General features: G+C 71.8%; 17 protein-coding genes and 1 pseudogene. 9 read left to right on the top strand and 9 right to left on the bottom strand.

Features of this window, described 5'->3' with window-relative positions:
- Positions 1-368: 368 nt before the first annotated feature.
- On the top strand, positions 369-758 hold the full coding sequence (locus OG956_RS24235; RefSeq protein ID WP_330340087.1) for a DUF4232 domain-containing protein: 390 nt from the start codon (positions 369-371) through the stop codon (positions 756-758).
- Positions 759-929: 171 nt separating this feature from the next.
- Here the strand turns inward: OG956_RS24235 and OG956_RS24230 are convergent, their stop codons facing one another.
- From OG956_RS24230 to OG956_RS24210, 5 genes and pseudogenes are all read right to left on the bottom strand, one after another.
- The gene (locus OG956_RS24230; RefSeq protein WP_330340086.1) at positions 930-1106 is read right to left on the bottom strand and encodes a hypothetical protein; all 177 of its coding nucleotides are present in this window, start codon (positions 1104-1106) and stop codon (positions 930-932) included.
- Between the two features lie 509 nt (positions 1107-1615).
- A complete protein-coding gene (locus tag OG956_RS24225) occupies positions 1616-2281 on the bottom strand; it encodes a hypothetical protein (RefSeq protein ID WP_330340085.1) in 666 nt (221 codons plus the stop codon).
- A 459-nt stretch (positions 2282-2740) separates the two neighbouring features.
- Positions 2741-3069, bottom strand: a pseudogene (locus OG956_RS24220) (RRQRL motif-containing zinc-binding protein); the annotation flags it as partial.
- Between the two features lie 183 nt (positions 3070-3252).
- Positions 3253-5973 carry a pyruvate, phosphate dikinase gene (gene ppdK / locus OG956_RS24215; RefSeq protein ID WP_330340084.1) on the bottom strand — a complete coding sequence of 907 codons (2721 nt, stop codon included), beginning with the start codon at positions 5971-5973 and terminating at the stop codon, positions 3253-3255.
- A gap of 421 nt (positions 5974-6394) precedes the next feature.
- Positions 6395-7615, bottom strand: coding sequence for an ROK family protein (locus OG956_RS24210; protein WP_330340083.1), 1221 nt, complete (start codon positions 7613-7615; stop codon positions 6395-6397).
- A gap of 130 nt (positions 7616-7745) precedes the next feature.
- On the opposite strand from OG956_RS24210, the gene OG956_RS24205 reads away from it, so the two are divergent.
- The 3 genes from OG956_RS24205 to OG956_RS24195 all read left to right on the top strand — a co-directional run bounded on the left by OG956_RS24205 (position 7746) and on the right by OG956_RS24195 (position 13362).
- Positions 7746-9524 (top strand): MGH1-like glycoside hydrolase domain-containing protein, encoded by a 1779-nt coding sequence (locus OG956_RS24205; protein ID WP_443065601.1) that lies wholly within the window; start codon positions 7746-7748, stop codon positions 9522-9524.
- Positions 9521-11458: an amylo-alpha-1,6-glucosidase gene (locus tag OG956_RS24200; RefSeq protein WP_330340082.1), complete on the top strand. Its 1938-nt coding sequence runs from the start codon at positions 9521-9523 to the stop codon at positions 11456-11458. Before OG956_RS24205 ends, OG956_RS24200 begins: the two co-directional genes overlap by 4 nt.
- 122 nt (positions 11459-11580) lie before the next feature.
- On the top strand, positions 11581-13362 hold the full coding sequence (locus OG956_RS24195; RefSeq protein ID WP_443065600.1) for a CDP-alcohol phosphatidyltransferase: 1782 nt from the start codon (positions 11581-11583) through the stop codon (positions 13360-13362).
- Positions 13363-13407: 45 nt separating this feature from the next.
- On the opposite strand, the gene dusB is transcribed toward OG956_RS24195, so the two are convergent.
- Positions 13408-14538 carry a tRNA dihydrouridine synthase DusB gene (gene dusB, locus OG956_RS24190; protein WP_330340081.1) on the bottom strand — a complete coding sequence of 377 codons (1131 nt, stop codon included), beginning with the start codon at positions 14536-14538 and terminating at the stop codon, positions 13408-13410.
- Between the two features lie 168 nt (positions 14539-14706).
- Here dusB and OG956_RS24185 point away from each other — a divergent pair, with 168 nt between their 5' ends.
- A complete protein-coding gene (locus OG956_RS24185; RefSeq protein ID WP_330340080.1) occupies positions 14707-16158 on the top strand; it encodes an MFS transporter in 1452 nt (483 codons plus the stop codon).
- A gap of 285 nt (positions 16159-16443) precedes the next feature.
- The gene (locus OG956_RS24180; protein ID WP_330335877.1) at positions 16444-17337 is read left to right on the top strand and encodes an IS982 family transposase; all 894 of its coding nucleotides are present in this window, start codon (positions 16444-16446) and stop codon (positions 17335-17337) included.
- 22 nt (positions 17338-17359) lie between these two features.
- On the opposite strand, the gene OG956_RS24175 is transcribed toward OG956_RS24180, so the two are convergent.
- Positions 17360-18259, bottom strand: a complete 900-nt coding sequence (locus OG956_RS24175; protein WP_330340079.1) for a helix-turn-helix transcriptional regulator — start codon at positions 18257-18259, stop codon at positions 17360-17362.
- Positions 18260-18360: 101 nt separating this feature from the next.
- On the opposite strand from OG956_RS24175, the gene OG956_RS24170 reads away from it, so the two are divergent.
- The 3 genes from OG956_RS24170 to OG956_RS24160 all read left to right on the top strand — a co-directional run bounded on the left by OG956_RS24170 (position 18361) and on the right by OG956_RS24160 (position 20717).
- On the top strand, positions 18361-19788 hold the full coding sequence (locus OG956_RS24170; RefSeq protein ID WP_330340078.1) for an MFS transporter: 1428 nt from the start codon (positions 18361-18363) through the stop codon (positions 19786-19788).
- A 132-nt stretch (positions 19789-19920) separates the two neighbouring features.
- Entirely contained in the window at positions 19921-20145 is a 225-nt protein-coding gene (locus OG956_RS24165) for a hypothetical protein (RefSeq protein WP_330340077.1), read from the top strand.
- A 134-nt stretch (positions 20146-20279) separates the two neighbouring features.
- On the top strand, positions 20280-20717 hold the full coding sequence (locus tag OG956_RS24160) for a hypothetical protein (protein WP_330340076.1): 438 nt from the start codon (positions 20280-20282) through the stop codon (positions 20715-20717).
- Positions 20718-20735: 18 nt separating this feature from the next.
- On the opposite strand, the gene OG956_RS24155 is transcribed toward OG956_RS24160, so the two are convergent.
- Both OG956_RS24155 and OG956_RS24150 read right to left on the bottom strand, forming a co-directional pair.
- Positions 20736-21332: a TetR/AcrR family transcriptional regulator gene (locus OG956_RS24155; protein ID WP_330340075.1), complete on the bottom strand. Its 597-nt coding sequence runs from the start codon at positions 21330-21332 to the stop codon at positions 20736-20738.
- 26 nt (positions 21333-21358) lie between these two features.
- Positions 21359-22369, bottom strand: coding sequence for an aldo/keto reductase (locus tag OG956_RS24150; protein WP_330340074.1), 1011 nt, complete (start codon positions 22367-22369; stop codon positions 21359-21361).
- Between the last annotated feature and the right edge of the window lie 61 nt (positions 22370-22430).

Raw genomic sequence — 22430 nt, 5'->3', positions numbered from 1 at the left:
TTCGTCATAGATGCACCGCCCGACGATCAACCATGCGGGCCGATTGCGAAAGGCGGGTTGCGGCCGTGTGTCACCGGCCGGGACCGGACCCAGGTCTGGCCGGATCACCCACAACTTTTCCGGCCCGGCGCGCATCAAAGAGAGTGACCTTCATCCATCCATCAACCCGTTCACCCGACAGAGGCTGATGTGCCATGGTCCCTCACCCGAATCCGCATACGTCCTCCCCAGGACTCCTCCGGACCCTCCCCCGGCGCGCCGCGGCCGCCGCGCTGACCGCCGCCCTCGTGGGCCTCACGGCGGCGGGCGCCGCGTGGAGCGCGCCTGGGGCGGCGACCCGGGCCCCGGCCACGGTCCGCACCTGTGCCGTGAGCGACCTGTACCTCTCCACGGGCCGCAAGGAGGGCGCCGCCGGGTCGCTGTACTGGCCCGTCCGCTTCACCAACACCAGCACGAGCAGCTGCGCCCTGCGCGGCTATCCGGGCGTCAGCGTCCTGGACACCGCCCACCACCAGATCGGCCCGGCCGCCACCCGCAGCGGCCGCTCCTACGGCACGGTCACCCTCTCCCCCGGCCACTCCGCCTCGGCGACCATCCGCACCACCAACGGCCCGGTCGGCGGCGCCTGTCTGCGCACCGGCACCTACCTGCGCATCTACCCACCGGCCTCCCGCACAGCCGCCCTGCTCCCGGCACCGTGGACCATCTGCTCCGGCGTCTTCCAGGTGGGACCGGTGAACACGGAGGGAGTGTTCTGAGGGAGCGCCTTCCTGAAAGCTCGCCCCCGGGGAGGCGGGCACCTCGCTGAGCAGGGACCGGCGCCCACACCGGGCGCCGCCCCCACTCCGCCTGCCGCCCTCAGTCCCGCCGGATCAACTCGGGGTCGATACGGCGGCCTACCAGGGGGAGGGATCCCAGGGCGGCTACGGTTACGGCCCCGAAGGCGCAGGCCAGCAGCAGCGGCACGCCCTTGCCGTCCAGAAGACGGCGCCGCCGCCGGTGACGAGGTAGCCGGACTCGGCGGCCTTCCCGGTGACGACGGCCAGCAGGAGTCCCACGGCCAACGGCAGCACGACCTGCGCGACGCTCGGGACGAGCGGGAGCAACCCCCATTCAGCGGGAGGTTTCTGAACGGCGTTGCGCCGTACGGCCAGTGGGCTGGCTGCCGCCTTCCGAGCGCTGGCGCGGCCCACGATCCATGCGAGGGCGGGACAGCCGACCACACAGACGAGGATCGTCGAGACGCTGAGGTCGCCGTCACTCGGGTACCACTTGAAGCCGGGAAGGCCTGCGCGGCCGATCAGTTCACCGGCCGAAAGTCGCCGCTGCGGCAGTCGATCCTGGTCGCGCGAAAGGGCGGCACCTCCGCACTAGGTGCCGCCCTCGCCTTCCGCTCCGCCGCCGCCTCGGCGATCGCCCGGACCTGCATGGTGAACAGGCCGGGGATGACCGGCCGAGGCGACGGGCACACCTCGGCAGGATCCACGGCGACCCGCCCGCAGCTGTGCGGGCGCCTTCCGGCAGGAGAGGCCGGGAAAGCGCCCCCTGCAACCGGAGCGCCGGAGGAAATCGCGATCCGGGCAGACGGCTTTTCCATCCGCCCGGACCCGGGAAATCAGGTGTTGTTGTTGACGTTGTTGGCCTTGCGGGCGCCGTTGTTGTTATTGTTGTTGTTGTTGGCCTGGTTGCCGTTGTTGTTATTGTTGTTGTTGTTGACGACGACGATGATCTGGAAGCCGTCATCGAAGAATTCCGCCCAGTCATCCTCACTATTCTTGGCGTCCGACCGGTCGTCGTCATCCCCGGCCTCCGACCTATCCTCGGCCTCATCCCTGGCCTCCGACCGGTCGTCGTCTTCCTTGGCCTCCGACCTGTCCTCGGCCTCATCCCTGGCCTCCGACCGGTCGTCGTCACCCCTGGCCTCCGACCTGTCCTCGGCCTCATCCCTCGCCTCCGACCGGTCGTCGTCACCCCTGGCCTCCGACCTGTCCTCGGCCTCATCCCTCGCCTCCGACCTGTCCTCGGCCTCGTCCCTCGCCTCCGACCTGTCCTCGGCCTCGTCCCTCGCCTTCGACCTGTCCTTGGAGACGGCGAAGGTACCGCTCGAGCGGAGGGTCTTGAGCGAATCATGAGCTGCGGCGTGCGCCATGGGCGCCGCCGAGAGACCTGCCACGCTGCCGAGCACGATCAGTGCCGCCGCCCGCGCGCCCAGCCGGGAGTGACGCGAGGGAGTACCCTCGCCTTCGTGCCATTTGCGCGTCACCGTGCGTTTCGGGGACATCTTGCGTCCTCTCTCTCCTCATATAGCCGAGGAGACTGTCGATTGGTTTGGGGATGCAAGAGTTTGAGCTGCATCCAGCTTCTTCACGCTTTCCGTGCGAACTGCCTGCGATAACGTCCGACCTGCGGTGTTAGGCCAGATGCTGGCGCGTCTCCGACCCGTGGATCAGCACCGATGGCGCCTCTGGAGATCCGGCGATAAAGTAATTGGGTTCGCGATTTTCATGACGGCCCGTCAGTTTTACTGGTAGGCCTTTCGGCTTGCGGGGGCGTCCCCGGGCAGGTCGGTGGCCCGGCCGTCGCGCCGGGTTCCACGGCTCGTGGCCACGTGGGGAAAGGGTCGGTTCCGAAGCGGAGGCAGCGGCGGCGTGCGGTCACCAGCTCGACGGCGACCGGAGTGCAAAGACGCGTGGTGCTGACTCAACAGTCCCCTCGGAGCGGGTGCTGTTCGGGCGACGCCCTGTTCCTCGGGACAGGCGCACGGCACGCACATGCCGGGCGAGAGCGGGACGACGCATCCGGCATCCGACCGCACTCGGGGCACCTGCGGCGGGCAGCGTTGGCTTCGGCCAGGGCCACCCGTTTGGCGGGCGTCATCGGCCGGAGGGGCTTTGCCTGCTCGATCGAGTCGAGGTAGGCGACCAGCGGCCCGCGGCGGGGGGGCGCGGTACTCGGTGCAGCGGGCGGAGACCTCGCAGGTGGATGATCCGGTCGGCTCGCAGCAGGACCCTGGGGTGGCCTGACGGCGCCTACAGACCGACGGCCCGCCGGCGGCCACTGGGTCGGCAGACGCCGGCCACGTCCGGAGGGCACGGCGAGGAGACAAGGGCTTCGGACCGGTCCGACCGTGCGCGGAGAGGCGGCACCCCCCGCACGGGGTGCCGCCTCTCCTCTTTCGTGCGCCGAAGCCGCCGCCGATCGGTGAGGGTCGGGGACCAGCGGCGGCTTCGGGGTTGTGGGGCCCGGAAGGGCCTAGCGGTGGTCGCTGCCCTCCGACTGCGTCGCCGCGCGGCCCGCCTCGAGGCGGGCGACCGGGATGCGGAAGGGGGAGCAGGAGACGTAGTCCAGGCCGACCTCGTGGAAGAAGTGGACCGACTCGGGGTCGCCGCCGTGCTCGCCGCAGACGCCGAGCTTGAGGTCGGGGCGGGTGCGCCGGCCCGCCTCCGCCGCCGCCTTCACCAGGGAGCCGACGCCGTCCTTGTCGATCGTCTCGAAGGGGCTGACGCCGAAGATGCCCTTCTCCAGGTAGGCGGTGAAGAACGAGGCCTCGACGTCGTCGCGGCTGAAGCCCCACACCGTCTGCGTCAGGTCGTTCGTGCCGAAGGAGAAGAACTCCGCCGCCTCGGCGATCTGACCGGCCGTGAGCGCAGCCCGCGGGAGTTCGATCATCGTGCCGATCGCCAGCTTCAGCCGCGTGCCCGTCGCCTCCTCGACCTCCGCGACGACCTTGTCGGCCTCCTCGCGGACGATCTCCAGTTCCTGGACCGTGCCGACGAGCGGGATCATGATCTCGGCGCGCGGGTCGCCCTTGGCCGCCTTGCGCTCCGCCGCCGCCTCGGCGATCGCCCGGACCTGCATGGTGAACAGGCCGGGGATGACCAGGCCGAGGCGCACGCCGCGCAGGCCCAGCATGGGGTTCTGCTCGTGCAGGCGGTGCACCGCCTGGAGCAGGCGCAGGTCGTTCTCGTGGGGCTCCTGGCGGGATTCGGCCAGGGCCACGCGGACCGACAGTTCCGTGATGTCCGGAAGGAACTCGTGCAGCGGCGGGTCGAGGAGGCGGATGGTGACCGGCAGGCCGTCCATCGCCTCGAACAGCTCGACGAAGTCCTTCTTCTGGAGCGGCAGCAGGGCCTTCAGGGACGCCTCGCGCTCCTCCTCCGTGTCCGCCAGGATCAGGCGCTCGACCAGCTCGCGGCGGTCGCCGAGGAACATGTGCTCGGTGCGGCACAGGCCGATGCCCTGGGCGCCGAAGCGGCGGGCCCGCAGCGCGTCCTCCGCGTTGTCGGCGTTGGCCCGCACCCGCAGCCGGCGCTTGCGGTCGGCGAAGGCCATCATGCGGTGGACCGCCTCGACCAGCTCGTCCGCGTCGTCGGCGCCGGGGTGCATCCGGCCCTCGAAGTACTCCACCACCGGGGACGGGACGACCGGGACCTCGCCCAGGTAGACCTTGCCCGTGGAGCCGTCGATGGAGATGACGTCGCCCTCTTCGACGACGCGGCCGCCGGGGACCGTCATGCGGCGGCGCTTGGTGTCGACCTCGAGCTCCTCCGCGCCGCAGACACAGGTCTTGCCCATGCCGCGGGCCACGACGGCCGCGTGGGAGGTCTTGCCGCCGCGGGAGGTCAGGATGCCCTCGGCCGCGATCATGCCGTCCAGGTCGTCGGGGTTCGTCTCGCGGCGGACCAGGATGACCTTCTCGCCGGAGCGGGACCACTTGACGGCCGTGTACGAGTCGAAGACGGCCTTGCCGACCGCCGCGCCCGGGGAGGCCGCGATGCCGCGCGCGACCTGCTCGACCTTCGCGTCCTCGTCGAAGCGCGGGAACATCAGCTGGGCGAGCTGGGCGCCGGTGACGCGCTGCAGCGCCTCCGTCTCGTCGATCAGGCCCTGGTCGACCAGCTGGGTGGCGATGCGGAAGGCGGCGCCGGCGGTGCGCTTGCCGACGCGGGTCTGGAGCATCCACAGCTGACCGCGCTCGATCGTGAACTCGATGTCGCAGAGGTCCTTGTAGTGGTTCTCCAGCGTCTCCATGATCTGCATGAGCTGGTCGTACGACTTCTTGTCGATCTTCTCCAGCTCCGCGAGCGGGACGGTGTTGCGGATGCCCGCGACCACGTCCTCGCCCTGGGCGTTCTGCAGGTAGTCGCCGTAGACGCCCTGGTGGCCGGAGGCGGGGTCGCGGGTGAAGGCGACGCCGGTGCCGGAGTCGGGGCCGAGGTTGCCGAAGACCATCGAGCAGACGTTGACGGCGGTGCCCAGGTCGTGCGGGATGCGCTCCTGGCGGCGGTAGAGCTTGGCGCGCTCGCCGTTCCACGAGTCGAAGACCGCCTTGATGGCGAGGTCCATCTGCTCGCGCGGGTCCTGCGGGAAGTCCCGGCCGGCCTCCGCCTTGACGATCTTCTTGAACTTGGTGACCAGCTTCTTCAGGTCGGCGGCCTCCAGGTCGGTGTCGACCGTGACCTTCTTGGCCTCCTTGGCCGCCTCGAGGGCCTCCTCGAAGAGGTCGCCGTCGACGCCGAGGACGGTCTTGCCGAACATCTGGATCAGGCGGCGGTAGGAGTCCCATGCGAAGCGGTCGTCGCCGGCCTGCTTGGCCAGGCCCTGCACCGACTTGTCGGACAGGCCGATGTTCAGGACCGTGTCCATCATGCCGGGCATGGAGAACTTGGCGCCCGAGCGGACGGAGACCAGCAGAGGGTTGTCGGGCTGGCCCAGCTTCTTGCCCATACGGGCCTCGAGCGCCTCGAGGTGCGCACTCACCTCGTCACGCAGTGCCGCGGGCTCCTCGCCGCTCTCGAGGTAGACCTTGCAGGCCTCGGTGGTGATGGTGAAGCCGGGAGGGACCGGCAGCCCGAGGTTGGTCATCTCGGCGAGGTTGGCGCCCTTGCCGCCGAGGAGGTCCTTGAGGTCCTTGTTGCCCTCGGTGAAGTCGTAAACGAACTTCACTACGTGGGGTTCTTTGTTTTCCGACACGGGTCTCGACTCCTTGAGGCCGCGGTGGCTGCCCTGACGGCGAGGAACATACCCAGATCGAAGGAACATCGGTACGTCCACTTGTGCGTCATGAGCCTGTAACCAGTCGTCCGCCAGCGGATCGAAAGTCAAGGCTTGGCAAGCCGACACCATCGAATGTGTTCACTTCTTGAATGCAACTACCTCCCGAAGGCGTATTCTCTGCTCAGATGAGCGGGCAACCTGCACGTCTGATTTCGATCGATGAACGATCAAGGGGTGGCACCCAGTGCCACCCCTTGGAGAAGTGCAGTCGCCCAAGATCCGCTCATCTGAGCGCAACCCTTATCAAGGGTGGCGAGAATCACGCTGCCACAGCCCGCCGGATTTCACCATGCGGACCTTGCCCAGTACCCGGAAACCCCCATGTCACACGCCTGTGTCACACGCCCAGCGCCCGCAGCCGCTCCTCGGCCCGCTCCGGCGCGTACAGGTGTTCCACCACCAGCGCCCCCGCTCCGATGAGCGCCGCCCGCTCTCCCAGCCGGGAGGTCACGACGTCCAGGTGCGCCGTGGAGCGGGGCAGCGCCCGCTGGTAGAGGATCTCCCGTACGCCGGTGAGGAAGGGCGTTCCGGCCAGGTCGCCCGCGATCATCAGCACCCCGGGGTTCAGCAGGGTCACCACCGTCGCCAGGACGTCGCCGACCCGGCGCCCGGCCTCCCGGGCCAGGGCCGCCGCCTGCGGATGCCCGGCCGCCAGCAGGTCCCGTACGTCCGCGCCGGAGGCGGCCGGCACCCCGCTCTCCGCCAGCCGCCGGGCCACGGCGCCCCCGCTCGCGACGGCGGCGAGACAGCCCTGCGCACCGCACCGGCACAGCGCGTCGGCGCCGACCCGGATGTGCCCGATGTCGCCGGCGCCGCCGTCGATGCCCCGGTAGACCGACCCGTCCACGACCACCCCGGCGCCGATGCCGGTGGAGACCTTGACCAGGACGAAGGCCGCGCAGTCGGGGTGGCCGGCGCGCTGCTCGCCGTACGCCATGAGGTTGGCGTCGTTGTCGACCAGGACGGGGACGGACGGGGCGCCGGTGTGCTCGGTGAAGGCGCGGCACAGGCGGCCCGTGATGTCGTAGCCGTCCCAGCCCGGCATCATCGGCGGCTGCACCACCCGGCCGCTCCGGGTGTCCACCGGGCCGGGCACGGCGAGTCCGATGCCGCAGACGTCCGCCGCCGGGCGGCCCGCCTTCTCCAGCAACTCGCCGAACCAGCGGCCCAGTTCGGGCAGTACGACCTCCGGGCCGTCCCCGATCACCAGTGTTCCCGAGTGCTCGGCGAGGATCTCGCCGGTCAGGGACAGCACGGCCGCGCGGGCGTGCCGGGTGTCCAGGTCTGCGGCGAGGACGACGGCGTGGGAGTCGTCGAACTCCAGGGTGATGGAGGGGCGGCCGCCGAGCGGTGAGCCGACCGGGCCGCCGGCGCCCTCGCGCAGCCAGCCCGCCCGGAACAGCCGGTCCAGGCGCTGGCCGACGGTCGCCCGGGACAGTCCGGTCGCCTGCTGGAGCGCACCGCGCGTCACCGCCCGTCCGCTGCGGACCAGTTCGAGGAGTTCTCCGGCGCCGGCCGGACCGCCGCTCCTGCCGGCTCTTCCCGGACGACCGGTCATGCGCACCCCCTTGTGTTCCCCAAGCCTGCATTACATAGTGAGTTTTGCGTGTTAAATAGACGTAACTCTACGACGGTTACCGCCAAACCCGGTCGTCCGGCCGGGCGTCTTCGTCTTCGGGGAGCCCCGAGTGGATCGCAGCACGCAGCTCACCGTCCGTCCCGCGCCGTACGGGACCTCCTGTGCTCCCCCGCCGCCCGCCACCGCCTCCCTGCCCATCAAGGCCGCGCGCGTGCTGGACGCCAACTGGACGGGCCGCTCGACCGTCCCCTCGCGGGACCTGTATCCGCACCAGTGGTCATGGGACTCGGCGTTCATCGCGATCGGTCTGCGGCACCTCTCGCCGCGGCGGGCGCAGACCGAGCTGGAGACGCTGCTGGCCGCCCAGTGGGCCGACGGGCGTGTGCCGCACATCGTGTTCAACCCCTCCGTACCGCTCGACGCCTACTTCCCCAGCCCCGACTTCTGGCGCTCCAGCACCGCCGGCCGCTCGGCGGGCGCCCCGCGCACCGTACAGACGTCCGGGATCGTGCAGCCACCCGTCCACGCGCTCGCGGCCTGGCTGGTGCACCGCGCCGACCCCGAACTGTCGCGCGCCCGAGGCTTCCTGGCCCGGGTGTACCCGCGGCTGGCCGCCTGGCACCGCTATCTGCTGCACCGCCGGGACCTGGGCGGCGGCGGGCTGGTCTCCGTGGTCCACCCCTGGGAGCAGGGCATGGACAACAGCCCCTGCTGGGACGCCCCGCTCGCCCGGATCACCCCGGCCCCGGCCCGCTCCTTCCGCCGCGCCGACCTCGACCACGGCGCGCCCGAGGACCGGCCGACGGATCTGGACTACGGGCGGTACGTACGGCTGGCCGCCGACTACCGGGACGCCGGGTACGCCGACGGAGGGGGTGAGTTCGCCGTGGAGGACCCGGCGTTCAACGCCCTGCTCATCGCCTCCGAACAGGCCCTGGCCCGGATCGCCGAGGAACTGGGCGCGTCCGGCGCCGCCCGCCGCGCCCGCGCCGACCGGCTGACGGCGGCCCTGGTGGACCGGCTGTGGGACCCGGCGGCCGGGATGTTCCGGTGCCGTGACCTGCGCGCGAGCGCGCGAAGCGGCCCGAACCCGGTCGGCCGGCGGGGCGTGTCCGGCGCCGGCGGCCAACCGGCGGTGTGCGGGCCGGGCGACCAGCCGAGGTCGTCCGGCGCGAGCGACCGACCCGCAGCGTCCAGCTCAGGCGGCCGACCCACGGTGTCCGGCCCGAGCGACCAGCCGAGGGCGTCCGACGCGAGCGACCGACCCGCGGCCTCCGGCCCAGACGGCCGACCCGCAGCGTCCGGCGTGAGCGACCCACCGAGGGCGGCCACCACGAGCGACCGACCGAGGGCGGCCGGCGCCGGTGGCCAACCGGCGGTGTGCGGGCCGGGCTCCTGTCTGATTCCCGAGCGAGGCGTCTCGGGGCTGGTGCCGCTTCTGCTGCCCGGGCTGCCGCGTGAGATCGCCGCCGCGCTGGTCCGCACCCTGTGCGGGCCGCACTTCGGGCTCGGCGACCGCACCCGGCTGGTGCCGAGCTACGACCTGCTCGGCGAGGCCTTCGACCCGCACCGGTACTGGCGCGGGCCGGCCTGGTTCAACACCGGCTGGCTGCTGGAGCGGGGCCTGCGCGTGCACGGTGAGCGGGAGCGGGCCGACGCGCTGCGCGCGGCCGTGCTGCAGCTCGCCGAGGCCACCGGCTTCGCGGAGTACGTCGACCCGTACACCGGCGAGGCCTGCGGCGCGACCGGCTTCGGCTGGACCGCGGCGCTCGCCCTCGACCTGCACCACGAGCTGCACCAAGACCTTCTCAAGGGCGCGCGCGAGGGCGTGTCCGAGGCGGCCACCGGCACGTTCGACAGGAATGACGAAGGAGGCGACCGGGCATGACGGACCGGCATCATCTGCTCGTGCACGGGGCGACGTTCGCCGCCGTGGGCGACCGGGGCGACATCAGCGGGGTCCGCGGCAGCGGTTCCCCGGACGGGTTCTTCGTACGGGACGCCCGGCACCTCAGCCGCTGGCAGCTCACCGTCGACGGCGCCGTCCCCGAGGTCCTCGCCCCGGTCACCGGCGGTGACGCACCCTGCTGCGTCCTGGTCCCGCGCGGCGGCCGGCAGGAGCCCCCGGCGCACACCCTGTTCCGCCGGCAGGCGGTCGGCGACGGCTCGTTCGTGGAGTCCGTGGGGGTGACCAGCAACCGCCCGGTGCCCACCACCGTCCGCCTCGCCATCACCGCCGACGCCGACTTCACCGACCAGTTCGAACTCCGCTCGGACCACCGCACCTACGCCAAGCCCGGCGCCGTACGCTCCCGCGAAGTCCTCGACGACGGCATCGAGTTCACCTACCGGCGCGCGGAGTGGCGGTCGTGTACGACGATCACCGCGGACCCCGCCCCGGACGCCGTGGAGGAGACCGGCACCGGCGCCCGCCGGCTGGTGTGGGCCCTGGACCTGCCGCCGCACGGCAGCACCGAACTGCTGCTGCGCGTGATCGCCCGTCCGCACGGCGAGCGGCGGGCCGTGCGGGTGCCGCGCGACCCGGCCGCCGTGCACGAACAACTCCTCGCCATGGAGGGCGAGTTCATGGAGGGCGTGGCCTTCCCGTCCGGCCGGCCGGAGCTGGCCGCGGCCTGCGCGCGGGGCCTCGCCGACCTCGCCGCGCTGCAGGTCCCGGCCACCGGCCCGGACGGCGAGGAGCTGCGGGTCCCGGCCGGCGGCGCCCCCTGGTTCCTCACCCTGCTCGCCCGCGACGCCCTGATCACCTCCCTGTTCGCGCTGCCGTACCGCCCGGAGCTGGCCGCCGCCACGCTCCCCGCGCTCGCCGCGACCCAGGCCACCGGCGCCGGGCCCTCCACGCTCGCCCAGCCCGGCAAGATCGTGCACGAGGTGCGGCACGGCGAACTGGCGCACTTCGGGCAGGTGCCGTTCGGGCGGTACTACGGCTCGGTCGACGCCACCCCGCTGTTCCTCGTGCTGCTCGGCGCGTACGTCGAGCAGACCGGGGACACCGGGCCAGCCCGGCGGCTCCAGGCGCACGCGCGGGCCGCCGTCGGCTGGATGCTGGACCACGGCGGCCTGACCTCGCGCGGCTACCTCGTCTACCGCGCCGACGAGGGCGGCCTCGCCAACCAGAACTGGAAGGACTCCCCCGGCGCCATCTGCTGCGCCGACGGCACCCGGCCCACCGGCGCGGTGATGGCGGCGGGCGCCCAGGGCTACGCCTACGACGCGCTGCGCCGTACGGCGTGGCTGGCGCGGACGGTGTGGGGCGACGAGACGTACGGAGCCCTGCTGGAGCAGGCCGCCGCCGACCTGAGGGACCGGTTCCAGCGGGACTTCTGGATGCCGGAGCACTCCTTCCCGGCGCTCGCGCTGGACGGCGAGGGCCGCCGGATCGACGCGCTGGCGTCCGACGCCGGGCACCTGCTGTGGTCGGGGCTGCTGGACAAGGAGTACGGCGAGGTCGTGGGCCGGCGGCTGCTGGAGCCGGACTTCTTCTCCGGGTGGGGCGTGCGGACGCTGGCCGCGGGCCAGCCGGCGTACCATCCGCTCTCCTCTCACCGCGGGTCCGTGTGGCCGCACGACAACGCGCTGATCACCCTGGGTCTCGCGCGCTACGGCCTGCACGACGAGGCCCGGACGGTGGCGCATGCGCTGGTGGACGCGGCGACGGCGGCCGGGCACCGGTTGCCGGAGGCGCTCGCCGGCTACGGCAGGGACACGCATCCGGAGCCGGTGCCGTATCCGCACGCGTGTGTGCGCGAGTCCCGGTCGGCGGCGGTGCCGCTCGCCCTGCTGACGGCGGTGGGCGGGGTGTAGCGCCTGTTCCGGGCACGGTATTTGCCCGGTGTTTGCTCAGCGCCCTGAACAGGGGGCCGGGAGTCGCCGTACGGGACTGCGGATCGGGTCACGTAGGGAAGGACGCCGGGTTGTCCCAGGACATGAGCACGCGCGAACCAGCCGTAGCAGAAGCCGAAGAGGCCGAGCCGGAGCAGTCCGCACCCCCGGTACCCGGCCCCCGCTCCGTGCCGCGTCCCTGGGCCGCGGTGCGGGGCCGGGTCCGACGCTGGCGCGAGGAGCACCCCGCGGCGGCGCAGGGCCTGTCCGTCTCCGTGACCGTGCTGGCCGCCGCCCTGGTGATCGCCGCGCTGGTGATGCCGAACTCCGTGGTCCGGCTGGAGCCGAGGCAGTTCGTGCGGATCCCGGCGGAGGCCGTGATCGGCGCGGCCGTGCTGATCGCGCTGCCGCGCCGGCCGCGGGTGGTGCTGGCGGCCGTGTCCGGGGTCGCGCTGGGCGTGATGACCGTGCTGAACGCGCTGGACATGGGGTTCAAGCAGTACCTCGGCCGCGGCTTCAACGTCGTCCTCGACTGGAGTCTGTTCGGCGACGCGGAGTCGTATCTGGAGGACTCGCTCGGCCGCACGGAGACGCTGGCCGCCGTGGCCGGGCTGATCGCCGCGGTGCTGCTCCTCTTCCTGCTGCTGGCGCTGTCCATGGTCCGGCTGAGCAACCTGCTCGCCCGGCACACCGGCGTCGCGACCCGGGGCACGCTGGTCGCCGGGGTCGTGTGGATCACCTGCTCCTCCCTGGGCCTGCGGATGTCCGGCGTGCCGCTCGCCGCCGACAGCACCGCCACCGCGCTCAAGGCGCAGGCCCGTCTGGTGTCGGCCACGCTCAAGGACGAGGCGGAGTTCCGTAAGGTCGCGAAGGTCGACGCCTTCGGCAACACCCCGGGCAGCCAGCTGGTCCCGGATCTGCGCGGCAAGGACATGATCTTCACGTTCATCGAGAGCTACGGCCGCAGCGCGATCGAGGACCCGATCATGGCGCCCGGCGTCGACGCGACCCTCGACGCCCGCACCAAGGCGCTGGCCAAGGCGGGCTTCCACGCCAAGAGCGGCTGGCTGACCTCCGCGACCTACGGCGGCAGCAGCTGGCTCGGCCACTCCACCACCATGTCGGGCCTGTGGATCAGCAACCAGCAGCGCTACCGCACGGTCATGGCGAGCGACCACCTCAGCCTGACCGAGGCGTTCAAGAAGACCGGCGCGTTCGACACGGTCGGGGTCATGCCGGGCGTGCAGAAGGCGTGGCCGGAGCAGAAGTGGTACGGCCTGGACAAGGTGTACAACGCCTTCGAACTCGGCTACAAGGGACCGAAGTTCAGCTGGTCGACCATGCCCGACCAGTACGCGCTGCAGCAGTACCAGGAGCGGGTGCACAGCAGGAAGCCCGCCGACGGCAAGGCGCGGATGTCCCTGCTCATCCTCACCTCCAGCCACCAGCCGTGGGCGCCGATCCCGAAGATGGTCGGCTGGGACCAGCTGGGCGACGGCTCGGTGTTCAAGGGCATCCAGGCGGCGGGCAACAAGCCGGCCGACGTCATCGCCGACACCACCAAGTCCCGCCAGGAGTACGGCAAGTCGATCCAGTACTCGGTGACCGCGCTGACCGAGTGGCTGACGCGCTACGGCAGCAAGGACACCGTGCTGGTCTTCCTCGGCGACCACCAGCCCATCGCCCGGGTCAGCGGCAATCACGCCAGCCGTGACGTGCCGGTCTCGATCGTCGCCAAGGATCCCAAGGTCCTCGACAGGATCGCCGGCTGGGGCTGGACCGACGGGCTGCGCCCCGCCCACAACGCCCCGGTGTGGAAGATGAGTGCGTTCCGCGACCGCTTCCTGACGGCGTACGGCTCGACCCCGCACCCGAAGAAGGGCTGACGGCGGCCCGCCGGTCCGGGTTCCGGGGCAGCGCCCCGGGGCCGGTCAGCCGCCCGAGGTGTCCAGCTCCGCGTCCTCGCCGACGCCCGCGCAGTCGTACGGGTCCTTCAGCCACCCGTCCGGCAGCACCACCCGGTTGTTGCCGGACGTACGGCCGCGCGGCCCGTCCGCCCCGGCCGGCCACGGCTGGTCGAGGTCCAGCTCGTCCAGCCCGGCCCGCAGCTCCTGAAGCGACGAGGTGATCGCCAGCCGCTTGCGCATCTCCGAGCCGACCGCGAAGCCCTTCAGGTACCAGGCGACGTGCTTGCGGAAGTCGACGACGCCCTTGGTCTCGTCGCCGCTCCACTCGCCGAGCAGGGTGGCGTGCCGGACCATGACGTCGGCCACCTCCCGCAGCGTCGGCCGGGCGAAGGAGGTCCGCCCCTCGAACGCCGCGACCAGGTCCGCGAACAGCCAGGGCCGCCCCAGGCAGCCGCGTCCCACGACCACGCCGTCGCAGCCGGTCTCCCGCACCATCCGCAGCGCGTCCTCGGCCGACCAGATGTCGCCGTTGCCGAGCACGGGGATCTCCGGCACGTGCTCCTTGAGCCGGGCGATGGCGTCCCAGTCGGCGGTGCCGCCGTAGTGCTGGGCGGCCGTACGGCCGTGCAGGGCGATCGCCGTGACGCCCTCCTCGACGGCGATGCGGCCGGCGTCGAGGTAGGTGAGGTGGTCGTCGTCGATGCCCTTGCGCATCTTCATGGTCACCGGCAGGTCGCCGGCGCCGCTGACGGCCTCCCGGAGGATGGCGCGCAGCAGGTTCCGCTTGTACGGCAGGGCCGAGCCGCCGCCCTTGCGGGTCACCTTCGGGACCGGGCAGCCGAAGTTCAGGTCGATGTGGTCGGCCAGGTCCTCCTCGGCGATCATGCGGACGGCCTTGCCGACGGTCGCCGGGTCGACGCCGTACAGCTGGATCGAACGCGGCTTCTCGCTCGCGTCGAACCTGATCAGCTGCATGGTCTTCTCGTTGCGCTCGACCAGCGCCCGGGTGGTGATCATCTCGCTGACGAACAGCCCCTTGCCGCCGCTGAACTCACGGCACAGGGTGCGGAAGGGCGCGTTGGTGATGCCCGCCATGGGTGCGAGCACGACGGGCGGCGTCACGGCGTGCGGGCCGATGGTCAGGGACTGGGTCATCACAGGGCTCCGGGACGGATCTACGGCACGGGACACGGGGCAAGCCCCCATTGTCCCTCACCGCACCACCGGCCCGGCGTGATGACCGCCCCGATCATCATGTACGCCACATCATTTAGGCACACTATTAGTTAGACGCACTATCGAGTTCGGCGTACGATTGTCTGCATGCCCGAGTTGAGCCATCGCCGCCGTCTGCTCGTGCTCGCGATCTGCTGCATGAGCCTGCTGATCGTGAGCCTGGACAACACCGTGCTGAACGTGGCGCTGCCGTCCCTGCAGCGCGATCTGCACGCCGGCACCTCAGGCCTGCAGTGGACGATCGACGCCTACACCCTGGTCCTCGCCTCGCTGCTGATGCTCGCGGGGTCGACGGCCGACCGGATCGGCCGCAAGCGGGTCTTCATGTCCGGCCTGGTGGTCTTCTCCGTCGGCTCGCTGCTGTGCTCGCTGGCGCCGAACCTGTCCCTGCTGGTGATCTTCCGGATGGTGCAGGCGGTCGGCGGCTCGATGCTCAACCCGGTCGCCATGTCGATCATCACCAACACCTTCACCGACGCGAGGGAGCGGGCCCGCGCGATCGGCGTCTGGGGCGCGGTCGTCGGCATCTCCATGGCCGCGGGACCGCTGGTCGGCGGCCTGCTGGTGCAGTCGGTGAGCTGGCGCGCGATCTTCTGGATCAACCTCCCGGTGGGCCTCGCGGCGCTGCTGCTCACCCTGCGCTTCGTCCCCGAGTCCCGCGCGCCCAAGGCCCGCAGGCCCGACCCGCTCGGCCAGATCCTGGTCATCGCCCTGTTCGGCTCGCTGACGTACGCGATCATCGAGGCGCCGGACTCCGGCGCGGCCGCGGTGGCCCCCTACGCGGCGATCGCCCTCGTGGCCCTGCTCGGCCTGCTCTGGTACGAGCCGCGGCGCGAGGAACCCCTCATCGACCTGCGCTTCTTCCACTCGGCTCCGTTCAGCGGCGCCACGGTGATAGCGATCAGCGCCTTCGCGGCGCTGGGCGGCTTCCTGTTCCTGTCCACGCTCTATCTGCAGAACGTCCGCGGCCTCGACGCCCTGCACGCGGGCCTGTGGATGCTGCCGATGGCCGCGCCGACCTTCCTGTGCGCGCCCCTGTCCGGCCGTCTGGTCGGCAGCCGCGGCCCCCGTCTGCCCCTCCTGATCGCCGGTACGGCGATGACGGCGAGCGGCGCCCTCTTCGCGGCCTTCGAGGCGGAGACGTCGAACGCCACCCTGCTCGTCGGCTACGTCCTGTTCGGCATCGGCTTCGGCTTCGTGAACGCGCCGATCACCAACACGGCCGTCTCCGGAATGCCGCGCGCCCAGGCCGGCGTCGCCGCCGCGGTCGCCTCCACGAGCCGGCAGCTGGGCCAGACGCTCGGCGTCGCGGTGGTCGGCGCGGTGCTGGCCTCCGGCATCCACGCCTCCGCATTCCGCGGCACCTTCGTCGCGGCGGCCCGCCCCGGCTGGTGGATCCTCACCGCCTGCGGCCTGGCCGTCCTCGTCCTCGGCCTGCTCACCAGCGGCCCCTGGGCCCACCGCACGGCGGAGCGCACGGCCGACAAGCTCCAGGCGGCGGAGATCCGCCAGCCGGTGGGAGCGTCCGGGCGGGGCTAGGGGGCGCGCCGAGGCGCTCCCGGCCCCGTGCCGTGCCTCGCCCTGCTCCTCCGGCTCCCAGGCCCGGAGCAGCTCGAAGAGTCGGCCGTCTCCGTCGAGCTTCAGGGAGTCCGGCGAATGCGGTCGTAGAGGGCCAGGACCAGGTCACCGGCCGTGCCCCGGAGGGAGGCGTCAGCCGCCCCGGGGCCCTAGCCCGCAACGGCGGCGGGTATGGGCAGGCGGCCGGCTAGACGAGTAAGTCCGAAGGGGCCGAGTGCATGAAGCGAGGGTCTCGTTGGTCCGTTTGTGACGACAGACCTCGAAACCCTCGCGACTGCACTGTACGTGAAGATCGATGACTCTCTGGCAGGATCGCGTCGATGGGGCCGCCCGCCGAGCCTGAGCGATGCCGAGTTGTTGACGCTGGCGGTGATGCAGGCCCTGCTCGGGTTCGTCTCCGAAGCCCGCTGGCTGCGGTTCGCCCGCGTCCATCTGGCGGCCGAGTTCCCCTACCTGCCCGGGCAGTCCGGGTACAACAAACGCCTGCGGGCCGCGAACACGCTGATCAGCAGGTTCATCCGCACCCTGGCCCGGGACAGCGACCTTTGGCACGACGACGTGTGGATCGTGGACTCCACCCCCGTGGAGTGCGCCCGCTCACGGCCCACCGCGAAGCGCTCCGACCTGGCCGGCTGGGCCGGCTACGGCTACTGCCCCTCGCACTCCCGGTTCTTCTGGGGCCTGCGTCTTCACCTTGTGTGCACCCCCGGCGGCCTCCCGATCGCCTGGGCCCTGGCCAACCCCAAAGTTGACGAACGCGAGGTGCTGGCCGACATGCTCACCGGCGACCAGGACCTACTGGCCACCCACCCCGGACAGACCATCGTCGGCGACAAGGGCTACGTATCCAGGCACCTCGACGCCTTCATGGCCGAGCACGGCCTGACCCTGCTGCGGCCGACCTACCGCAACATCACCCCCCGGCCCGGCGAACACCTTCTCAAGCCCATCCGTCAGCTCATCGAGTCGGTGAACGACACCCTCAAGGGCCAGCTCGACCTCGAGCGTCACGGCGCGAGAACCCCCGCCGGCGTTCTCGCCCGTGTCGGACAACGGATCCTCGCCATGACGACCGCGATCTGGCACAACCGCAACACAGGCCGAGCCATCACACGCTCACTGATCGCCTACGACCACTGACCAACCCTTCGGACTTACTCGTCTAGGCCCTGGCGGTGGTGCGGGCCAGTGCGATGTCGTACAGCCGTTCCAGGCGCTCGTGGGTCTCCTCGTCGGCCGGGGTGTACGTCACCATGCGGGGGCCGTGCTCCGGGCCGAGCCACAGGTCGGTGTGCTCCAGCTTGAGGCGGCCCACGTGCGCGTTGAGGAACTCCTTGGTCCTGGTGCGGCTGCCGACGACCTCGTAACGCTCCCAGTGCTCGCGGAAGTCGGGGGACTCCGCCGCCAGCCGCTTCAGGAGCATCTTCCAGGCCGGCTCACCGAGATGACCGGCCAGGGACGCGCGCAGCTTGGCGGCCATCAGGCGCTGGGTCTCCTCGAGGTGGACGACCGAGGCCTGCCACTCCTTGTTCGTGTAGATGAGGAGCATGCAGTTGTGGTCCTCGGGCGGGATCGCGTCCAGGTCGCCCAGGAGCAGGGCGTACGTGCGGTTGTAGGCGACGATGTCGTACCGGCTGTTCTGGATGAGGGCCGGGACCGGCTCCAGCCGGCGCAGCATCTGCCGCAGCGCCGGGGTCACGCTCGGGCAGCTCGTCGCCGGCGTCGGGTCGGTGGCGCCGGCGAGCTGGAACAGGTGGGCTCGTTCGCTGGCGTCCAGCATCAGGGTGCGGGCGAGGGCGTCCAGCACCTGCACGGAGACCTGGATGTCGCGGGCCTGTTCGAGCCAGGTGTACCAGGTGACGCCGACCGCGGAGAGCTGGGCGACCTCCTCCCGGCGCAGCCCGGGGGTGCGGCGGCGGGCGCCGCGCGGCAGGCCCACCTGCTCGGGGGTGATGCGCTCACGCCGGCTGCGCAGGAACGCGGCCAGTTCGTGCCGCCGGATCTCCGAGCCCCGGCTCGCCGGCTGCGGGGGGCTGGTCCGGTCCGTGGCCATGGTCGTCATGGTCCCAGGGTGCCCTGTCCGTCATCCTGTTGCCAGGTAGTTCTTGTACCAGGATGAGGACACTCTGGTACCCCCCTGGGCGGCGGCGCAGGATCGGGGGCATGAGTGAAACCGTCACCACCCGGGCCGTCCGTACGACGGCCGCGCCACCCGCACTCGGCGGGCTCGGGCTGTTCACCGTCCTGCTGGCGGCGGCGCTGCCGCTGGTCGACTTCTTCATCGTCAACGTGGCCCTGCCGGCCATCGGCGCCGATCTCGCCGCGGGCGAGGCCGTGCTGGAGCTGGTCGTGGCCGGGTACGGGGTCGCGTACGCCGTGCTGCTGGTGCTCGGCGGGCGGCTCGGCGACCTGTTCGGACGGCGCCGGCTGTTCCTCGGCGGGATGGCCGCGTTCGGCCTGACCTCGCTGGCCTGCGGGCTGGCGCCCGGCGCCTGGAGCCTGGTCGCGGCGCGGGTCGCCCAGGGCGCCTCGGCCGCGGCGATGCTGCCGCAGGTCCTCGCCACCATCCAGGCCACCACCCGCGGCACGCGCCGCGCCAGGGCCATGAGCCTGTACGGCGCGACCGCCGGACTGTCCATGGTCGCCGGGCAGATACTCGGCGGGGTGCTCGTCGCCGCCGACATCGCCGGGACCGGCTGGCGGTCGGTGTTCCTGGTCAACGTGCCCGTGGTCGCGGTGGGGCTGGTCCTCGCCGTGCGGGCGGTGCCGGAGACCCGCTCGCAGCATCCCGAGCCCGCCGACGGGCCCGGCACGGTCCTGCTCGCGGTCTCCCTGCTGACGCTGCTCGCCCCGCTCACCGAGGGCCGGGCCGCGGGCTGGCCGCTGTGGACCTGGCTGTCGCTGGCCGCGTTCCCGGTCGCCGCGGGGGCGTTCTGGGCCGTGGAGCGGCGGGCCGACCGGGCGGGCCGGACCCCGCTGGTGCCGCCGAGTCTGCTGGCGCTGGCCTCGCTGCGGCGCGGTCTGGTGCTGATGCTGCCGTTCTCCATCGGCTTCAGCGGGTTCATGTTCGTGATCGCGCTGGCGCTGCAGCAGGGCGCGGGGCTCGGTCCGGTGCCGGCCGGGCTGGCGCTCGCACCGATGGCCGTGGCGTTCCTGTTCGTCTCCCTCGCCGGGCCGCGGCTGATCGGCCGTTACGGCACCCGGGTCGTGACCGCCGGTTCGGTGGTGCAGGGTGTGGGCGTGCTGCTGATCGTGCTGGCGGCGTGGCGGGACTGGCCGCACCTCGACTTCGGGTCGCTGCTGCCGGGCGCCGCCGTGGCCGGTGCCGGGCAGGCGCTCCAACTGCCCAACATCCTCCGGATCGTGATGTCCGAGGTGCCGCCCGCCCGGGCCGGAGTCGGCAGTGGTGTGATGGTCACCACCCAGCAGTCGGCGCTCGCGCTCGGCGTGGCCACGCTGGGCACGCTGTTCCTCACTCTGGTGCCGCGCATCGGCATGCAGGACGCGCTGGTCACGGCGCTGCTGGTGCAGTTGGCCGGGGTGGTGCTGACCGGGCTGCTCAGCCTGCGGCTGCCGCGCGAGGTCGGCTGAGCCGGTGCCGGACCGCCGGGCTTGCGGCCACGGCTCGGACAACTCCGCGTGAAGCTCCCCCTGTTGATGTTCGTTGTGCTGCACACTCCTGTCCCGGCCGGGGTTCGCGGACCCGAGAGAGCGGGAGGCGTCATGGCGCAGGGCAACACCACGAGCAAGGTGAGCCGTTGGGACCGGCACGGCCGGGAGCACGTGGTCCGGGTGCAGCGCACGGGGGTGCAGCGCACGATCAGATGCGACACGTGCGGCTGGCGCAGAGGGGCCCAGTTCCTGCCGTGGCTGAAGGCGGAGGAGCATCTGGCCGAGGCACATCAGGCGACGGTCGACCCGGCGGCCGCCCGGCAGCCGTCAAGGTAAGAAAAACAGGGTAAGAGCGCAGGTCGGACGGTCCGTTGGCGGCACGTGTCACGGTGCGTGACAACTCGAGTGGCCTGTGTGGCGGACCGGGGTCAGCCTTGAGACGTCCCTTCCACGAGCGACAGGAGACAGACATGACCTCGGTACTCCGCCACAGTCACGCCCGGGCGCTCGGGGCCGGTGCCCTCACCGTGGCGCTGCTCTCCGGCGGAACGGCCGGCGCGTTCGCCGCGAGCCCGAGTCCCAGTCCGACGCCGACCAGGACGATGTCCAGCCCGTCCGCCGGGATGGCGTCGATCACCGCCACCGCCAGACCGGCCTCGGTGAAACACGGTCACACCGTGCTGCTGGCCGGGCGCACCAAGGGCCTGAAGGTCGGCTCCCCGCTCATCGTCCAGCAGGAGATGAACGGCAAGTGGGTGCCGCTGAGGGCCACCGGCAAGGTGAAGACGGGCAGTTCGTACGCGATCACCGCCAAGCTCACCCGGACCGGCACGCAGAAGCTGCGCGTCGCGAGCGCGACCATGGCCGGGAAGGTCTACTCGCCCACGGTCACCGTGAAGGTGCGCTGACCCCCACGGTCCCGAGGCTCACCGTGCGGGTGTCGTCAGCCCCCGTATCAGCAGGTCCACCACGGCCGTGAAGTCCTCGTCGACGCCGGGAGCGGTCCATTCCCGGGCGTGACAGGGGTCGTGGAAGCGGCCGGTGGCCTGGAAGACGGCTCGGGCCGCGGCGGCCGGGTCGGGCACCGGGAAGGCTCCCGACCCGGCGCCTTCCGCGATGATCCGGGTCAGCTGCCCGGTCAGGTCGGCGATGTGCTCGCCGACCACCGTGCCGTTCTCGTCGGTCAGCACCGTGTAGGTGGCGAAGAGTTCGGGATCGTCGCCCGCCTTGTGCCGCTTGGCCTCGAACAGGGCGGTGAGCCAGGCCCGCAGTCTCTCCTCCGCGGTGCCGTCCCCGGCGGCGATGACGGCGAGTTTCTCCGCCGTCCGGTCCAGCCAGCGCTTGGTGACCGCCTCGCGCAGCGCGGCCTTGGTGCGGAAGTGCCGGTAGACGCTGCCGTGGCTGACGCCGAGCGCGCGGGCCACGTCCACCACGGTGGCCTTGGCCGGGCCGTGGCGGCGCAGCACCTCCTCGGTCGCTTCGAGGATGCGCTCGGCGGTCAGGGTCTCTGCGGGCGGTGCCATGCCCTAGACCGTACCCGGCTCCGCGGTCAGCGCTCGCTGTCGAGGTGTGCCATCTGCGCGGTGGGGTAGCGGTCGCCGGCCGCCGCGTCCGCCGGCACGGCCTCCTCGATCGCCGTGAGGTCGGCCGCGTCCAGGGTGACGTCCAGCGCGCCGAGGGACTCGCCGAGCCGCTCCCGGGTACGGGCGCCGACGAGCGGCACGATGTCCTCGCCGCGCGAGAGGACCCAGGCGATGGCGATCTGCGCGACGCTCACGCCCTTCTGCTCGGCGATCTTGCGCAGGGCCTCGACCAGGTTCAGGTTGTGCTGGAGGTTCTCGCCCTGGAAACGGGGCGAGTGGGCGCGGAAGTCGTTCGCGGCCAGCTGCCGGTCGCGGGAGAAGTGGCCGGAGATCAGGCCGCGGGAGAGCACGCCGTACGCCGTGATGCCGATGCCCAGCTCGCGGGTGACCGGCAGGATCTCCCGCTCGATGCCCCGGCTGATCAGCGAGTACTCGATCTGCAGGTCGGCGATGGGGGCGGTGGCGGCGGCCCGGCGGATGGTCTCGGCGCCGACCTCGCTCAGGCCGGCGTGCCGGACGTACCCCTTCTCGATCAGCTCGGCGATCGCGCCGACGGTCTCCTCGATCGGCACGTCGGGGTCGAGGCGGGCGATCCGGTAGACGTCGATGTGGTCGACGCCGAGGCGCTGCAGGGAGTAGGCGGCGAAGTTCTTCACGGCGGCCGGGCGGCCGTCGTAGCCGCTCCAGTTGCCCTCCGGGTCGCGCAGGGCGCCGAACTTCACGCTGGTCATGGCCTGTTCGCGCAGGGCGGCCGGGGCGGTGCGCAGGGCCTCGCCGATCAGCATCTCGTTGTGCCCCATGGCGTAGAAGTCGCCGGTGTCCAGCAGGGTCACGCCCGCTTCGAGGGCGGCGTGGATGGTCGCGACGGACTCCGCGCGGTCGGCGCCGCCGTAGAGCGCGGACATGCCCATGCAGCCGAGGCCCAGGGCGGAGACCCGGGGGCCGGTGGTTCCGAGGGTTCGGGTTCGCATCGTCATGGCACCACCCTGCCATGACAGCTGACAGATTTCAATATCTGTCAGCTGTCATGGGTCAGGG

The sequence above is a fragment of the Streptomyces sp. NBC_00557 genome (assembly GCF_036345995.1).
Taxonomy (GTDB): domain Bacteria; phylum Actinomycetota; class Actinomycetes; order Streptomycetales; family Streptomycetaceae; genus Streptomyces.
The sequence above is the reverse complement of the archived record's forward strand: the minus strand, read 5'-3'. Positions and strand labels throughout refer to the sequence as shown.

Bases quoted from the DNA above. Each gene is read 5' to 3' on its own strand.
- OG956_RS24225 (WP_330340085.1), bottom strand. From the start codon at position 2,281: ATGTCCCCGAAACGCACGGTGACGCGCAAATGGCACGAAGGCGAGGGT.
- OG956_RS24210 (WP_330340083.1), bottom strand. From the start codon at position 7,615: ATGACCGGTCGTCCGGGAAGAGCCGGCAGGAGCGGCGGTCCGGCCGGC.
- OG956_RS24200 (WP_330340082.1), top strand. From the start codon at position 9,521: ATGACGGACCGGCATCATCTGCTCGTGCACGGGGCGACGTTCGCCGCC.
- OG956_RS24195 (WP_443065600.1), top strand. From the start codon at position 11,581: ATGAGCACGCGCGAACCAGCCGTAGCAGAAGCCGAAGAGGCCGAGCCG.
- dusB (WP_330340081.1), bottom strand. From the start codon at position 14,538: ATGACCCAGTCCCTGACCATCGGCCCGCACGCCGTGACGCCGCCCGTC.
- OG956_RS24185 (WP_330340080.1), top strand. From the start codon at position 14,707: ATGCCCGAGTTGAGCCATCGCCGCCGTCTGCTCGTGCTCGCGATCTGC.
- OG956_RS24175 (WP_330340079.1), bottom strand. From the start codon at position 18,259: ATGACGACCATGGCCACGGACCGGACCAGCCCCCCGCAGCCGGCGAGC.
- OG956_RS24170 (WP_330340078.1), top strand. From the start codon at position 18,361: ATGAGTGAAACCGTCACCACCCGGGCCGTCCGTACGACGGCCGCGCCA.
- OG956_RS24165 (WP_330340077.1), top strand. From the start codon at position 19,921: ATGGCGCAGGGCAACACCACGAGCAAGGTGAGCCGTTGGGACCGGCAC.
- OG956_RS24160 (WP_330340076.1), top strand. From the start codon at position 20,280: ATGACCTCGGTACTCCGCCACAGTCACGCCCGGGCGCTCGGGGCCGGT.
- OG956_RS24155 (WP_330340075.1), bottom strand. From the start codon at position 21,332: ATGGCACCGCCCGCAGAGACCCTGACCGCCGAGCGCATCCTCGAAGCG.
- OG956_RS24150 (WP_330340074.1), bottom strand. From the start codon at position 22,369: ATGACGATGCGAACCCGAACCCTCGGAACCACCGGCCCCCGGGTCTCC.